Here is a 13,960-nt window from a genome sequence, read left to right as displayed (position 1 = left end):
CGCGGAACGTCCGCTTTCGGGTGACTCAGTTTCCAAGTGGGGAGAGTGGCCGGTCTGGGCCCCTGGACACGTCGGCAGTATCGGTTTCCGGTGGTCAGTTGAATAGGCGACAGGACCGCCGCGGTAGGCCGGCAGGGGCGTGGAAGGCGACCAGATGTGGGCCAGTCAGGGTGTTGCTGGCGCCCTTGAGGGCGCGCACGCTCCCGGCTATGCGGGCACCGCCTCGCCCGCCGCCTTCTCGCTGTCCATCTCCTTCATATCCTCGAAGCGATCCGCGATGCGCGGATGAATGCGGCCGCCATCGGAGGCGCCGATCGCGACCAGGATTTCGTCGGGCCCCGGTGCATCAGCGATCTGGAAGGTCGCGGTGATGAAGTGCGAGCGCTTGCCGGTCTCGCTCTTGTGGATCATCGGCAGCGAGATCAGCGCCCCCGGAGCGGTGCGGGTGTTGGTGAAGCTCAGGAAGGCGGTCCCCGAGACCGCCTCGCGGAAGACGTTGCCGAAGCGCAACGTGTGGATCAGGGCGGAAGCGTGCTCGATCTCGCCACCGACGCCGACGATCGCCGCCTTGCCATAAGCTTCGACGCGTTCGCCCGGCATCGCGGCCACGAGCCGGCGTGTCATCTCGAGGCCGAGCGGGCGGGCGATCCGCAGGATTTCCGGCCGCAGGTTCTCGACGAAGCCCTGACCGGCCCAGGGATTCTTCACGACGGCGGCGACGACCACCATTGTCACCGGCCGCGGCGCAGCCTTGCCGCCCTCGAGCATGGTCTCTTCCGTGAAGGTCGCGATCTTGCGCAGCCCGATATCCATGCTCGCCTCCGGCGTTTGAAATGTCGTCGCTGGCCAAGCTAGTCGTAGGCGCGTGCCTGTCTTCCTCCGGTTGCTAGGAAGAACTGGCGAGGCAATGCTGCAAGCCTGCGCAGATTACCAGCCAGGATCGGATGCGATGCTCGACCCGGTTTCCCAGATCGCCTCCCTGCGCGACGTCGCCAGCCGGATCAATTCCGGTTCCGATCTCGACGGCCTGCTGCTCGACCTGGTCAAGGTCGCCTGCGAGCATGGCGGCTGGACGATGGGCTCGATCATGGCGGTCGATCTGACGCATGGCCATGCCAATGTGGTCGCCCGGCACGATCCCACCTTGCTGCGCCGGCGCCTCGAGGATCGCTGGGAGCTCGCGACGAGCCCGGCGCTGCTCGCTTTGCGGTCGGGCGAGCCGGTCTATATCGAGGACGCCAGGACGTCCGAGGAATTCCCCGGCTATCGGCGCGAGGCGTTCGAGCGCGACTATCGCTCGGTGATCGTCCTGCCGCTCGGCAGTGCCGATGGCGAGGGGCGCCCGATGGTGCTCAGCCTGGTCTGCCGGACTTTGAAGCCAGTCCCCTCCGAAGACCTCGCCTTCATGGCGATGATCGCGCATCTCGGCACCATTGCGGTCGAGCGCGAGCATCGCCTGCGAGCCGCGCGGGGTATTGCGGAAGACCTGCGCCATGCCTTGGTAGCGCAAAGCGACCTGCTGCAGGAGGTGCTAGCTGGCGGCTCCATCGAAGCTTTAGCGGAGCGGCTGGGTGAGTTCCTGCAATGCGCCGTGCTGGTGATCGACTTCTCCGCGAACACGCTCGTCGCCAACGGCTCTCCCGTGCCGGAGATGCTCGACGCCGCGGGATGGCGCAAGCTGCTCGCCGAGAGCGAGGCGGACCGGTTGATCGCTCAGCTCAGGCAGGGCGTCACGCGTGAGGAGGCAGGCCGGATCGAGCTGCCGATCACCCATGGCGGGCGCTTGCTGCGGCTTGCGGCGGTGGTCGAGCCGCTCGCCGTCGAGGCGGAAAAGGTCGGTGCGCTTGTGCTGTTCGGCGAGGAGCAGGCCGGCGATCTGCGGCAGCTGACGATCGACAGCGCCAAATTCGCCCTGAGCGTGCAGATGATGCGCAGCGTGATACGCTTCCGTTTCGAGACGCGGACGCTGACGGAGCTATTCTTCGAGATCGTCGAGCGGCGCTGGCGCGATCCCGACGATATCCTGCGCCGGGCGCGCCATCTCGGCGTCTCGCTGTCGCGACCGCTGCGGATGATGGTGGTGGACCTGCCTGCTGCCGGCCATGGCGAGCGCGACCGTACGCAGCAGGCGCATCAGAGCGTCGCGCGCCTTTCGGGCCAGCTTGGGCTGGGCTGCCACATCGTCGCCGTCGGCGCCGGGCTCGTCTGCCTCGAGCCGGAGCAGGAAGGGCCGCGGCGCGAAACCTCCGAGCGTTTCGCCAGGCGCATTACCGAAGTTCTGCGCCATGACCTGCTGGGCGAGCCGATCGTGGTGATCGGCGGGCTGTGCCAGGAGCTCGACGACTATGCCGGTGAGTGGGAGCGGGTCTGGCGGATGGTGCGGATCGCGCGCGGCTTCAAGCGGACCGGCGTGCTCTCGGCGCTCGATTTCGGGCCGTTGCCGATGCTGATCGGCGCGGCCGATGCGGCCGAGGTGCGCCGCTTCGTGGACGGCAGCATCGGACGCGTCGCGACCCATGACCGGCAGCACGGCACGCCCTATCTCGACACGCTCGCCACTTACCTGCGGCATAGCTGCCGCAGCCAGGCCTGCGCCGATGCGATGGGCCTGCACGTCACCACGCTGCGCTATCGCCTGACGCGGATCCAGGAGCTGTTCGGCATCGATCCCGAGCCGCCTGATACGCGCTTTGCGTTGGAACTGGCGCTCAAGATGCACGGCCTGATCGAGGGGGCGGCTCCCGAGGCCTGAGCGGAATCGCGGAAAACTTCCGGAGCCATTCCGCGCTTTCATAGGAAGCGCGCTGGCGACCGTCTTCGTAGCCTGACTCCGAAGTGGCGTAGGCCATCGGAGGACCAGCCATGCTGGCGACAGCACCCCAGGAGCCGGTTTCGATCGATCCCGTCGCGTTGCGCCGGGCCTTTGGCACTTTCCCGACCGGCGTCACCGTGATCACCACCCGCGATGCAGAAGGCAGGCCGCGCGGGATGACGGCGAATTCCTTCACCTCGGTTTCGCTCGACCCGCCGCTGCTGCTGGTCTGTGTCGGCAAGGGCGCCTCAAGCTATCCCGCCTTCGCGGAAGGGCAGGCCTTCGCCGTCAACCTGCTTCATGAAGGTCAGAAGCCGGTCTCCAGCCTGTTCGCCTCCAAGGCGGCCGACAAGTTCACCGACACGCCGCATGACAGCGTCCATACCGGCGCGCCGGTGCTGGCCGATTGCATGAGCTGGTTCGATTGCACGGTGCACAACCGTGTCGCGGCTGGCGACCACCTCATTTTGATCGGCCGGATCAGGGCCTTCGGCACGAGCCCCTCCGCCCCGCTGGCATTCTGCCGTGGGCGCTATGCGGCGGTGAAGGACCCGCTGCCGCCCGGCTGGCTCGCCTCCAGCAGCATGATCGTCAACTATCTGGTCGAGAGCGACGGGAAGCTCCTGCTCTGTCGCAACGAAGATGGCGGCTGGGCGTTGCCTCATGCCGCGCGCCGCATCATCGATGGCCGGTTGCCGGTGCCCGGTGGCGAAGGGCTGCCGCTGCTCCCGGAAACGACCTTCCTCTATTCGGTCTTCGACATCGCCGACGGCGATCCCGGCCATCTGGTCTACCGGGCGCGGCTGGCGGGCGATGCTGCCGGCCTGGCGCTGCCGGAGGGGGTGCGCTTCTTCGGCTTTGACGAGCTGCCCTACGAGCAGATCCTCACCCGCGAAACCCGCACGATGCTGCGCCGCTATGTCAGCGAGAGCAGCCGGCGGCGCTTCGGAATCTATGTCGATTCCCATGACGGCGGGCGTTTCGCGATGGTCGAGGACACCCAGCCCTGGGACGGGGTCCCCCAACAATGGGAGCGCGGCGGCGCGGCATGAAGACGACGGTCCAGACCCTGCAGGGCTCGCGCATCGGGCATTTCATCGACGGGGCGTTCGTCGCGCCGCAAGGCGGCGTCTATGCGCCGAGCTACGATCCGACCACGGCCGAACCCTGGTACGAGTTCGCGCAAGGCGATGCGCGTGATGTCGATACGGCGGTGCGCTCGGCGAAGGCGGCATTGCTGAACCCGGCCTGGCGCCGGCTGACGCAGACCGACCGCGGCAAGCTGGTGCGCAAGCTCGGCGAGCTGGTGCTCGCCCATGCCGAGGAGCTCGCGCAGCTCGAATGCCGCGACAATGGCAAGCTGATCAAGGAAATGCGCGCCCAGATGCGGGCGATCCCGGATTCCTACGGCTACTTCGCCGGCATGGCAGACAAGCTTCAGGGCGATACGATCCCGGTCAACAAGCTCGACACGCTCAACTTCAACCTGCGCGAGCCGATCGGCGTGGTCGGGATGATCATCCCGTGGAACTCGCCGCTGATGATGCTGACCGGCACCCTGGCGCCGTGCCTTGCCATCGGCAACACGATCGTGGTCAAGCCGTCCGAGCACGCGACGGCCTCGGCCCTGGCGCTGGCAGAGCTGGTCATCGAGGCCGGGATCCCGGCGGGTGTCGTCAACGTCGTCACCGGTGACGGAGCGACCACGGGCGACGCGCTGACACGGCATCCCGGCATCGCCAAATACGTCTTCACCGGTTCGACCGATACCGGCCGCAAGATCGCTGGCAACGCAGCCGGCAATCTCGTGCCCTGCCAGATGGAGCTCGGCGGCAAGTCACCCCATGTCGTATTTTCGGACGTCGACATCGAGCGCGCGGTCAACGGCGTCGTCTCCGGCATCTTCGCCGCAGCGGGTCAGACCTGCGTCGCCGGCTCGCGCTGCTTCGTCGAGGCCCCGGTCTATGACCGCTTCGTCGAGGCGCTGGTCGAGCGCACCAGGCGGGTCAGGGTTGGCCACCCCATGGCCGAGGACACCGATATCGGGCCGCTCGCGCTGGCGGCGCAGCTCGACAAGGTCGAGCACTTCGTCGGTTCCGGCGTGCGCGAGGGCGCGAAGGTCGCCGTCGGCGGGCGCAGGCCACAGGACGAGGCGCTGGCGCGGGGCTGGTACTACGAGCCGACGGTGCTGACCGAAGCGCGCAACGACATGAGCTTCATGCGCAATGAGATTTTCGGGCCGGTGGTCGGGGTCGTGCCCTTCTCCAGCGAGGACGAGATGATCGCGTTGGCCAACGACACCGAATATGGCCTCGCCTCCGGCATCTGGACCCGCGACATCGACCGGGCCATGCGCTTCGCCCGCAATGTCGAGGCCGGCACGGTCTGGATCAACACCTACCGCTCGGCCGCCTTCATGTCCGCCAATGGCGGCACGAAGAAGAGCGGTTATGGCCGCCGCGGCGGCTTCGAGGTCATGCGCGAGTTCTCGCGCCTGAAGAACGTCGTCATCGACTACTCGGGCGCCATGCAGGACCCGTTCGTCATCCGCCTGCGCTGACGCGCTGTCCCGCTCGCTCCACGGAGGCACCCATGAAATTCGCTCTCTCGATCAATATGGAGCGTTTCTCGCCGAAGACGTCGATGCAGGACGCCATGTCTCAGATGCGGGCGCTCGCCCGCATTGCGGATGAAGGCGGCTTCGAGACGCTTTGGACGGCCGAGCATCACACGATCGAGTGCACGATCTCGCCCAATCCCTTCCAGACGTTGACCTGGCTGGCCCAGCATACTGACCGCATCAGGCTGGGTACGGCGACGCTCGTAGCGCCCTATTGGTCGCCGATCCGGCTAGCCGGAGAGGCGGCGCTTTGTGATCACCTCACCGGCGGGCGCCTCGAATTCGGCATCGCGCGCGGCGCCTACCAGTACGAGTTCGATCGCATGGCGGACGGCATGCCTCAGCAGGAAGGCGTCGCCTATATGAAGGAGCTCGTGCCGGCCGTGCAGAAGCTCTGGGCCGGCGACTATGCGCATGAGGGCCAGTACTGGCAGTTTCCGCTCGCCACCTCCGTGCCGAAGCCGCTGCAGAACCCCCACCCGCGCATCTGGGTGGCGGCGCGCGATCCCGGAACCTTCGACTGGGCGGTTGGCATCGGCGCCAGCATCCTCTCGACGCCGCTCTCCGCGCCGGTCGCCGAGATCGGCGTTCTCGCCGAGAAGTTCCGCAAGGCCTGCGCCGACCATCCCGAGCGCCCCCGTCCGAAATTCATGATGCAGCGCCGCTCCTGCGTCTACGAGCGCTCGCAGGATTGGGAGCAGATCGTCCGCTACAGCGTCGATTACGGCCGCTACTTCGAGAACCTGATGCAGAACATTGGCGCGGTGACGAACGGTTTCCCCGAAGCAGTGCCGTTCGAGACCGTCGCCAATCGCGGCAATTACGACCCGAGCGCGATCCGCGACAACCTCGTCTTCGGAACGCCGGAGGAGGTCATCCCGAAACTTGAGGTCTATGAGGCCGCCGGCGTCGACCAGTTTTGCCTCGGCCTGTCGTATAATCTGCCCTTCGAGCTGCAGATGAAGACGCTGAGGCTGTTCATCGACGAGGTGATGCCGCATTTCGCCGCGCGCGAGCGCGACGCGGCGAAGCCTCGCTTTGCCGCCGCGGGAGCATGACGGGCATGGCTGGTCTGGCGGCCGCAGTGACCGAGCCGGATATCGCCGGGACCTTCGTCCGCGACGGTGTCGCGCTGAACTACCGGCTGAGCGGGCAGGGGCCCCGGCCGCTCGTGCTGGTCCATGGCGTCGGCTCCTATCGCGAAGCCTGGGACGGGGTGATCGCGCGGCTCTCCGACCGCTTCCGGATGCTGAGCTTCGACCTGCGCGGCCACGGCCATTCGGAGCGCGTCAGGGGGCGCTACGAGATCGACGACTTCACCGGGGATGTGCTCGGCCTCGCCGATCATGTTGGCTTCGCTCGTTTCGATCTCGCGGGCTTCTCGCTCGGCGGGCTGATCGCGCAGCGCCTCGCCCTGAACCATCCCGAGCGGTTGCAGCGGCTCGTCCTGCTCTCCACCGTATCCGGCCGATCGCCCGAGGAGCGCGAGCGCGTGCTCGCCAGGCTTGCGGCTCTCAAAGCCGGTGATCGCGGCTCGCATTACGACGCCTCGCTGTCGCGCTGGCTGACCGAGGAGTTCCAGGAACGCAATCCCGACCTGATCGCCGAACTGCGGCGGCGCAACGCCGAGAACGATCCGGATTGCTATGCAGCCGCCTATCGCGTCCTGGCGGAGACCGATTTCGGCGGCCTGATCGACCAGATCCGCCTGCCGACGCTGATCGCCACCGGCGAGCACGACCAGGGCTCGAATCCGCGCATGTCACGCTTCATGCATGAGCGCATCGCCGGCTCGCGCCTGCATGTCCTGCCGGGCTTGCGCCATTCCCTGCTGAACGAGGCGCCCGACCGCGTCGCGGCGCTGATGAGCGAATTTCTCATGGAGGACGCGGCATGATCGTCGAGGAGCGCATCTACCGTATCCGGAACGGGCGGATGAACCGCTATCTCCAGCTTGTGCGCGAGGAGGGTCTCGCCATCCAGCAGCCGATCCTCGGGCAGCTCGTCGGCTATTTCACCACCGAGATCGGGGTGCTGAGCCAGGTCACGCATCTATGGGCTTACGTCGATCTGGAAGATCGCCGCCGACGGCGCGAACAACTCGCCGACGACCCGCGCTGGCAGGCTTTCCTGCCCAAGCTGGCGGAGAACATCGAGCAGGCCGAGAACCGCATTCTGCTGCCGACGGATTTTTCGCCGCTGCGCTGAGCGCAGCATGCGCGGGTGACAAGGCGCAATCGCCGCCCCGCACGATCACAGGAGGGGAGTGCAGTGAGCGAGAGACTGCGTATCGAGAACCTCTACAAGGTTTTCGCCAAGGATCCCGGACCTGCCCTGCAGATCCTGCGCAAGGGCGGCACGAAGGACAGCGTTTTCGAGACGCTCGGCCATGTCGTCGGCCTGGACGACGTCTCGCTCGCCGTGCCCTCGGGCGCGATGTACATGGTGATGGGACTGTCGGGCTCCGGCAAATCCACCCTGGCGCGCTGCATCAACCGCCTGAACGAGCCCAGCGCCGGCCGCATCCTGCTCGATGGGCAGGACCTCGTGCCGCTCGACGAGAAGGCGTTGCGCGAGGTCAGGCGCACGCGAATCTCCATGGTGTTCCAGCACTTCGCCCTGCTGCCGAACAAGCGCGTGATCGACAATGTCGAGTTCGGGCTGAAGCTGCGCGGCGTCGCGCTGGCCGAGCGCCGCCGCCGCGCCGAAGAGGTGCTGTCGGTCGTCGGGCTCGCGCGCTGGGGCTACCACCTGCCGCACGAACTTTCGGGCGGCATGCGCCAGCGGGTCGGCTTGGCACGGGCGCTCGCGACCGATGCCGACATCCTGATCATGGACGAGGCCTTCAGCGCACTCGATCCGCTGATCCGCACCGAGATGCAGGACGAATTGCTGCGGCTGCAACGCACGCTCAACAAGACCATCCTGTTCATCACCCATGATTTCCAGGAGGCGCTGAAGCTCGGAACCCGCATCGCGATCATGTCTGAGGGGCGGCTGGTGCGCGAGGGCACGCCGCAGTCGATCGTGCTTGAGCCGGGCAGCGACTATGTCGCGGCCTTCACCCGCGAGGTCGACCGGGCGCGCCTGTTCGACGCGCGTTCGGTGATGAAGGCGCCGGCGGTGCTCTGGCGTGGACCGGCGGGCATCGTCGTCGGCGGCCCGAAAGGCGGCTTCCTGCTCGATCAGCAGGAACAGGTCGTCGCGGGGCTGGACAGTGCCGAAATCACCCGCCTGCAGGCGACCGGGGTGTTACCGGCGGAGAATACCGTGCCGATCTGCGTCCCTGAGGCCGCCAAGCTCGTCGATGTCGCCCGCTGCTATCGCGACGACCGGAGCGTCGGCGTGATCGACGATGCCGGCCGGCTCGTCGGCCTGCTCGGCGCCGAGCAGATCCTCGCCCGCATCGCCAACCTGCCGAGCTCGGGAGAGGCCCCATGATCAAGGCCGATGATCTCGCCATCTTCCCGGTCGATCAATGGATCCAGGAGGGGGTGCGCTGGCTGGCGCTGAACCTGCGACCGCTCTTCCAGGCGATCAAATGGCCGGTCGAAAGCCTGCTCGGCTTCAACGACTGGGTGCTGCACGCCATCCCGTTTCCGGCGATGCTGGTCCTGATCGGCCTCGTTGCCTGGCGTAGCGCCGGTGTGGGCGTAACGATTTTCAGCGTCGTCTCGCTGATCGTGATCGCCATGCTCGGCGTCTGGGCCGAGGCGATGACGACCCTGTCGCTGATCGCGACGGCGATCGTCTTCTGTGCTGTGATCGGCATTCCGATCGGCATTCTCTGCGCGCGCAGCGACCGGGTCTGGAACGTGGTCCGCCCGATCCTCGACATCATGCAGACGACGCCGACCTTCGTCTATCTCGTGCCGGTGGTGATGCTGTTCGGCGTCGGCACGGTGCCGGGCGAGGTCGCGGTCGTCACTGCGGCCGCACCGCCCCTGATCCGCTTCACCAATCTCGGCATCCGCATGGTCGAGCGCGAGATCGTCGAGGCCGGCCTCGCCTTCGGCGCCGACAGCCGCCAATTGCTCTGGGAGATCCAGCTGCCGCTCGCGATCCCGACCATCCTCGGCGGCCTCAACCAGACCGTACTGACCGCGATGGTGATGTCGGTCGTGGTCGCGATGATCGGCGCCGAAGGGCTCGGTCTCGTCGTCCTCCAGGGGCTGGGGCGGCTCGATGTCGGCCGCGCTGCGGTGGGCGGCATCGCCATCGTGCTGCTGGCGATGATGCTCGACCGGATCACGCAGCAACTCGCCGAGGCCAAGAGCGGCCAGCGCCCGTCGCTGTTCCAGCTCGCCATGCGCTTCCTGCGCGGCGGGCGGCGCGAGGAGATCGCCGCCCTGCCGGGCGAGGCCACCCGGCAGGGCGCATAGACGCCGCAGCCAGCGGCGCAGGGAATCCCGCTGACCAGGCGGGTGGGGACAACAAGAGATAATCAAAGAGGAGAACAAGATGATCAGCCTGTCAGCCAAGACCCTCGTCAAGACATTCGTCGCGGCCGCGCTCGCGGCCGCCACCCTGCAGGGCTCGGCCTTCGCCCAAGCCCTGCCGGGCAAGGGCAAGACCGTGCGCTACGCCCAGAGCGACAGCCTCGGCGCCAACTACGTCACCGCCCAGATCGTCAGCCGCGCGCTGAAGGAACTCGGCTATGAGGTGAAGATCTCGACACTCAATACGACGCTGTTCTTCCAGGCTGCGGCGCAGGGCGATCTCGATCTCGCGACCGACGTCAACATGCCCCAGCGCGAGCCCGCGTTCCGCGCCGTCGAGAAGCAGGCCGAATTGATCGGCAACGGCATGATCGTCGGTGGCGGCGTCAACGGCTACCTGATCGACAAGAAGACCGCGACCGCGAACAACATTACCAGCCTCGCCCAGATGAAGGACCCCAAGCTCGCCGCCCTGTTCGGCAAGGATGGGCGCGCCGATCTGATCAATTGCGATCCCGGCTGGAGCTGCGGCGACGTTGTCGATTTCCAGCTCGACAAATTCGGCCTGAAGGACACGGTGCGCTCGGTGCGCGGCAAATACGAGACGCTGATGGTCGAGGCCGTGGCGCGGGTGAAGCGCGGCGAGCCGGCCTTCTTCTACGCCTGGAGCCCGTCCTGGGTGAACAACGCGCTGATCCCGGGCGAGGAGGTCGTCTGGCTGCCGACGCCCGAGGACGCGCTGCCGCCGAACGTGCCCAATCGCGGCTCGGCCCAGGTCGCCGGCGTCAAGGGCTGCGCCGGCGGAGCCGATCCCTGCCGCATGGCGATGGCGTCGTGGAACTGGGCTTCCGTCGCCAACAAGCAGTTCGTCGCCGCCAACCCGGCCGTCAAGGCGCTGATCGAGCAGATGAAGTTCCCGCTGCCGACTTGGTCGGCCTGGGAGTTCAATATCAACAAGAACGGGGCGAGCAGCGCCAACGTCAACCGCATGGCCGACGAATGGATCAGCCAGAACAAGGCGACCTTCGACGGCTGGGTGAAGAGCGGCAAAGACGCTGTCTGAGCCTAACCGCGATGCGAGCCGGCGCTGAAGGCCGGCTCACCTTTTTGGAACAGTGAGCCGGCCGCTTGGCCGGCTCTCGTCGTTAGAGTGCTGTCTCCACGGCGCGTCGGGTCGCGTCGACCACCACATCGGCTTCCTGTTTCGTCAGGCAAAGCGGCGGTGCAAAGCCGAGGATGTCGCCCTGCGGCATGGCGCGGGCGATGACGCCTTGTTCGAGCAAAGCGGCGGCAATGCGGGGACCGACTTTCTGCGAGCCGTCGAAGAAGATGCGGTCATCCCTGTCGCGGACGAACTCGACCGCCGCCAGCAAACCCTCGCCGCGGACCTCGCCGACATACCGATGGCCGCCGACGGCCTCCTGCAGCGCGGCGTTGAAATAAGCGCCGACCTCTCCGGCATTGCGCACGAGATCGAGTTCGTCGACCAGTTCGAGATTGGCGACACCTGCGGCCGCACAGAGCGGATGCGAGGAATAGGTCCAGCCATGGCCGATCGGACCGTATTCGTCCGAGCCCTGTTCCAGCACGCGCCAGAGCTTCTCCGAGAGGATGACGCCGGAGAGCGGCGCATAGGCCGAGGTCAGCCCCTTGGCGATAGTGATGAGATCCGGCTCGATGCCGTAATGCTCCGAGCCGAACATACTGCCGAGACGCCCGAATCCGGTGACGACCTCATCCGCGATCAGCAGGATGTCGTACTTCCGGAGCACCGCCTGGATCTTCGCCCAATAACCGGCGGGTGGCGGCACGATGCCGCCGGTGCCGAGCACCGGCTCACCGATGAAGGCGGCGATCGTCTCGGGCCCCTCGGCCTGGATCAACTCCTCGAGCTTGTCGGCGCAATGCTGCGAGAACGCCTCCTCGCTCATGCTGCGATCGGCCCGGCGGAAATAATAGGGCGCCTCGGTGTGCAGCACAGGCGCCTTGGGCAGGTCGAAGAGATTGTGGAAGGCGGCGAGGCCGGTGAGGCTGCCGGTCATCACGCCCGAGCCATGATAGCCGCGCCAGCGCGAAATGATCTTCTTCTTCTCAGGCCGCTTCAAGACGTTGTTGTAGTACCAGACCAGCTTGAGATTGGTTTCGTTGGCATCCGAGCCCGAGAGCCCGAAGAAGACGCGGCTCATGCCCTTGGGTGCCCGCTCCACCACCATCTTGGCGAGCCTGATCGATGGCTCGGAGCCGTGGCCGACATAGGCATGGTAATAGGGCAGCTTCGCCGCCTGCTCGGCAATCGCGTCGGTGATCGATTTGCGGCCGTAGCCGACATTGACGCAGTAGAGCCCGGCGAAGGCATCGAGGCTCCTCTTGCCGTCGCGATCGACGATGTAGACGCCCTCGCCGCCGGTGATGATGCGGTTCGCCGTCTCGCCGCGGGCATGCTGGCCCAAATGCGTCGAGGGATGGAAGAAGTGGTCGCGGTCCCAGGCGTCCAGTTCGTTGTCGGTGCGGGCGGGTTGGTCGAGCATCGTGATCGTCCTGACGGAAAAAGGGGAGGGAGCCTCAGTTCAGATCGAGGCAGACATATTTGAGGTCGGTGAAGGCCTCGAGGCCGCGGCGCGAGCCCTCGTGGCCGAGGCCGGACTGCTTCATCCCGCCGAAGGGGATCGGCGCCCCGGTGATCTTGACGCGATTGACCGCGACCATGCCGTAGTCGAGCGCCTTGGCCATCCGCGCAGCACGGGCGGCGTCGCGCGTCACGACATAGGCGACGAGACCGTACTCGGTGTCGTTGGCCCGAGCGACGACCTCATCCTCGCTGTCGAAGGGCGCGATGGCCGCAACCGGCGCGAAGGTTTCCTCGCGCATGATCAACGCCTCGCCCGGCACGTCGGCGAGCACGGCCGGCGCCAAAAAGAGCGGGCCGGGCATGGCGCGCTCCGGCGTCAGCCGCCGCGCGCCGCGCGCAAGCGCATCGGCGATCTGAGCCTCGGCCTTTCGCTTTGCCGCAGCATGCATCAGCGGGCCGATCTCGACGCCATCTTCCAGTCCGGAACCGATCCGTAGCGCCGTGACCTTGTCGGAGAAGGCGGCGCAGAAGCGCTCATAGAGGTCCCGCTGCACATAGATCCGGTTGGCGGCGAGGCAATCCTGCCCGGAGGTCGCGAATTTGGCATCGATGGCGATCGCGACGGCGCGGTCGAGATCGGCATCGTCGAAGACGATCAGCGGGGCATGGCCGCCGAGTTCCATCACGACGCGCTTGACGGTCGCGGCCGCGTTGCCGGCGACGATCCGGCCGATCTCGGTCGAGCCGGTGAAGCTGACGGCGCGTACGCGGGTATCGGCGCAGTAGGTCTCGGCGATCGGCGCGGCCTCGCCGGTGGCGATGTTGAAGACGCCCGCTGGCAACCCGGCGCGATCGGCAAGCTCGGCCAGCGCGAGCGCCGAGAGCGGGGTATGCGAGGAGGGGTGGGCGACCACGGTGCAGCCGGCGGCGAGCGCGGCCGCGGCCTTGCGGGTCAGCATGGCGGAGGGAAAGTTCCAGGGCGTCAGCAAGGCGGCGACGCCGACCGGCTCGCGCGACAGCGACATCTGCGCGCCCGGCAGATGGCTTGTCACGCCCTCGACATTAACCCGCAGCGCTTCCTCGGCGTAATAGGCGATGAAGTCGGCGGCATAGGCGATCTCGCCGCGCGATTCCGCCAGCGGCTTGCCTTGCTCAAGAGTCATCAGCAAGGCGAGGTCCTCGGCGGTCGCCAGCATCGCCACATGCCAGCGTCGCAGCAGCGCGGCGCGCTCCTGTGGCAGCAGCGCTTTCCATGTCGGGAAGGCGGTGTGAGCCGCGTCGATCGCCTGCGTCGCTTCGCTCGCGCCCAGCGCGGCGACCTGTGCGACGAGAGCGCCGGTCGCAGGATCGGTCACAGGGAAGGTCTCGCCGTCTGGCGCGGCGGTCCAGCGCCCATCGATGTATCCGAGTTGCCGCAGCAGGCGGCGGTCGGTGAGGCGCGCCAAGCCGGGATGCTCGGCCGGCTTGGCGATCGCGGCTTCCCGCCTTGCCGCGCTCGTCATTGCGTTCATGACCATCCT

General features: G+C 67.0%; 12 protein-coding genes. 9 read left to right on the top strand and 3 right to left on the bottom strand.

What is annotated here, in order from left to right:
* Positions 1 to 207: 207 nt before the first annotated feature.
* A complete protein-coding gene (locus tag AC1RRW_RS16170; protein WP_492901854.1) occupies positions 208 to 813 on the bottom strand; it encodes an amino acid synthesis family protein in 606 nt (201 codons plus the stop codon).
* Between the two features lie 136 nt (positions 814 to 949).
* On the opposite strand from AC1RRW_RS16170, the gene AC1RRW_RS16165 reads away from it, so the two are divergent.
* The 9 genes from AC1RRW_RS16165 to proX all read left to right on the top strand — a co-directional run bounded on the left by AC1RRW_RS16165 (position 950) and on the right by proX (position 10,934).
* The gene (locus AC1RRW_RS16165; RefSeq protein WP_492901853.1) at positions 950 to 2,752 is read left to right on the top strand and encodes a helix-turn-helix domain-containing protein; all 1,803 of its coding nucleotides are present in this window, start codon (positions 950 to 952) and stop codon (positions 2,750 to 2,752) included.
* A gap of 110 nt (positions 2,753 to 2,862) precedes the next feature.
* Entirely contained in the window at positions 2,863 to 3,864 is a 1,002-nt protein-coding gene (locus AC1RRW_RS16160; protein ID WP_492901851.1) for a flavin reductase, read from the top strand.
* Positions 3,861 to 5,372 (top strand): aldehyde dehydrogenase, encoded by a 1,512-nt coding sequence (locus AC1RRW_RS16155; protein WP_492901850.1) that lies wholly within the window; start codon positions 3,861 to 3,863, stop codon positions 5,370 to 5,372. Before AC1RRW_RS16160 ends, AC1RRW_RS16155 begins: the two co-directional genes overlap by 4 nt.
* Positions 5,373 to 5,404: 32 nt before the next feature.
* Positions 5,405 to 6,490 (top strand): LLM class flavin-dependent oxidoreductase, encoded by a 1,086-nt coding sequence (locus AC1RRW_RS16150; RefSeq protein ID WP_492901848.1) that lies wholly within the window; start codon positions 5,405 to 5,407, stop codon positions 6,488 to 6,490.
* 5 nt (positions 6,491 to 6,495) lie between these two features.
* Positions 6,496 to 7,329 (top strand): alpha/beta fold hydrolase, encoded by an 834-nt coding sequence (locus AC1RRW_RS16145; protein WP_492901846.1) that lies wholly within the window; start codon positions 6,496 to 6,498, stop codon positions 7,327 to 7,329.
* Entirely contained in the window at positions 7,326 to 7,640 is a 315-nt protein-coding gene (locus AC1RRW_RS16140) for an NIPSNAP family protein (protein WP_492901844.1), read from the top strand. Before AC1RRW_RS16145 ends, AC1RRW_RS16140 begins: the two co-directional genes overlap by 4 nt.
* Positions 7,641 to 7,703: 63 nt before the next feature.
* Positions 7,704 to 8,873 (top strand): quaternary amine ABC transporter ATP-binding protein, encoded by a 1,170-nt coding sequence (locus tag AC1RRW_RS16135; protein ID WP_492901842.1) that lies wholly within the window; start codon positions 7,704 to 7,706, stop codon positions 8,871 to 8,873.
* Entirely contained in the window at positions 8,870 to 9,814 is a 945-nt protein-coding gene (locus AC1RRW_RS16130; protein WP_492901840.1) for an ABC transporter permease, read from the top strand. Before AC1RRW_RS16135 ends, AC1RRW_RS16130 begins: the two co-directional genes overlap by 4 nt.
* A 79-nt stretch (positions 9,815 to 9,893) precedes the next feature.
* Positions 9,894 to 10,934: a glycine betaine/L-proline ABC transporter substrate-binding protein ProX gene (gene proX, locus AC1RRW_RS16125; protein ID WP_492901839.1), complete on the top strand. Its 1,041-nt coding sequence runs from the start codon at positions 9,894 to 9,896 to the stop codon at positions 10,932 to 10,934.
* Between the two features lie 82 nt (positions 10,935 to 11,016).
* On the opposite strand, the gene AC1RRW_RS16120 is transcribed toward proX, so the two are convergent.
* Both AC1RRW_RS16120 and AC1RRW_RS16115 read right to left on the bottom strand, forming a co-directional pair.
* Complete coding sequence (locus AC1RRW_RS16120) at positions 11,017 to 12,399, bottom strand: aspartate aminotransferase family protein (RefSeq protein ID WP_492901837.1); 1,383 nt, start codon at positions 12,397 to 12,399, stop codon at positions 11,017 to 11,019.
* Between the two features lie 34 nt (positions 12,400 to 12,433).
* Entirely contained in the window at positions 12,434 to 13,942 is a 1,509-nt protein-coding gene (locus tag AC1RRW_RS16115; protein WP_492902002.1) for an NAD-dependent succinate-semialdehyde dehydrogenase, read from the bottom strand.
* Positions 13,943 to 13,960: the final 18 nt, after the last annotated feature.

This window comes from Allobosea sp. GW821-FHT12C12 (assembly GCF_058807355.1).
This window is presented reverse-complemented; position numbering and strand designations above follow the sequence as displayed.

What these genes read in the sequence shown, in the direction of transcription:
- AC1RRW_RS16165 (WP_492901853.1), top strand. Translation starts at nt 950, where the DNA reads ATGCTCGACCCGGTTTCCCAGATCGCCTCCCTGCGCGACGTCGCCAGC.
- AC1RRW_RS16155 (WP_492901850.1), top strand. Translation starts at nt 3,861, where the DNA reads ATGAAGACGACGGTCCAGACCCTGCAGGGCTCGCGCATCGGGCATTTC.
- AC1RRW_RS16170 (WP_492901854.1), bottom strand. Translation starts at nt 813, where the DNA reads ATGGATATCGGGCTGCGCAAGATCGCGACCTTCACGGAAGAGACCATG.
- AC1RRW_RS16140 (WP_492901844.1), top strand. Translation starts at nt 7,326, where the DNA reads ATGATCGTCGAGGAGCGCATCTACCGTATCCGGAACGGGCGGATGAAC.
- AC1RRW_RS16160 (WP_492901851.1), top strand. Translation starts at nt 2,863, where the DNA reads ATGCTGGCGACAGCACCCCAGGAGCCGGTTTCGATCGATCCCGTCGCG.
- AC1RRW_RS16145 (WP_492901846.1), top strand. Translation starts at nt 6,496, where the DNA reads ATGGCTGGTCTGGCGGCCGCAGTGACCGAGCCGGATATCGCCGGGACC.
- AC1RRW_RS16150 (WP_492901848.1), top strand. Translation starts at nt 5,405, where the DNA reads ATGAAATTCGCTCTCTCGATCAATATGGAGCGTTTCTCGCCGAAGACG.
- AC1RRW_RS16130 (WP_492901840.1), top strand. Translation starts at nt 8,870, where the DNA reads ATGATCAAGGCCGATGATCTCGCCATCTTCCCGGTCGATCAATGGATC.
- proX (WP_492901839.1), top strand. Translation starts at nt 9,894, where the DNA reads ATGATCAGCCTGTCAGCCAAGACCCTCGTCAAGACATTCGTCGCGGCC.
- AC1RRW_RS16115 (WP_492902002.1), bottom strand. Translation starts at nt 13,942, where the DNA reads ATGACGAGCGCGGCAAGGCGGGAAGCCGCGATCGCCAAGCCGGCCGAG.
- AC1RRW_RS16120 (WP_492901837.1), bottom strand. Translation starts at nt 12,399, where the DNA reads ATGCTCGACCAACCCGCCCGCACCGACAACGAACTGGACGCCTGGGAC.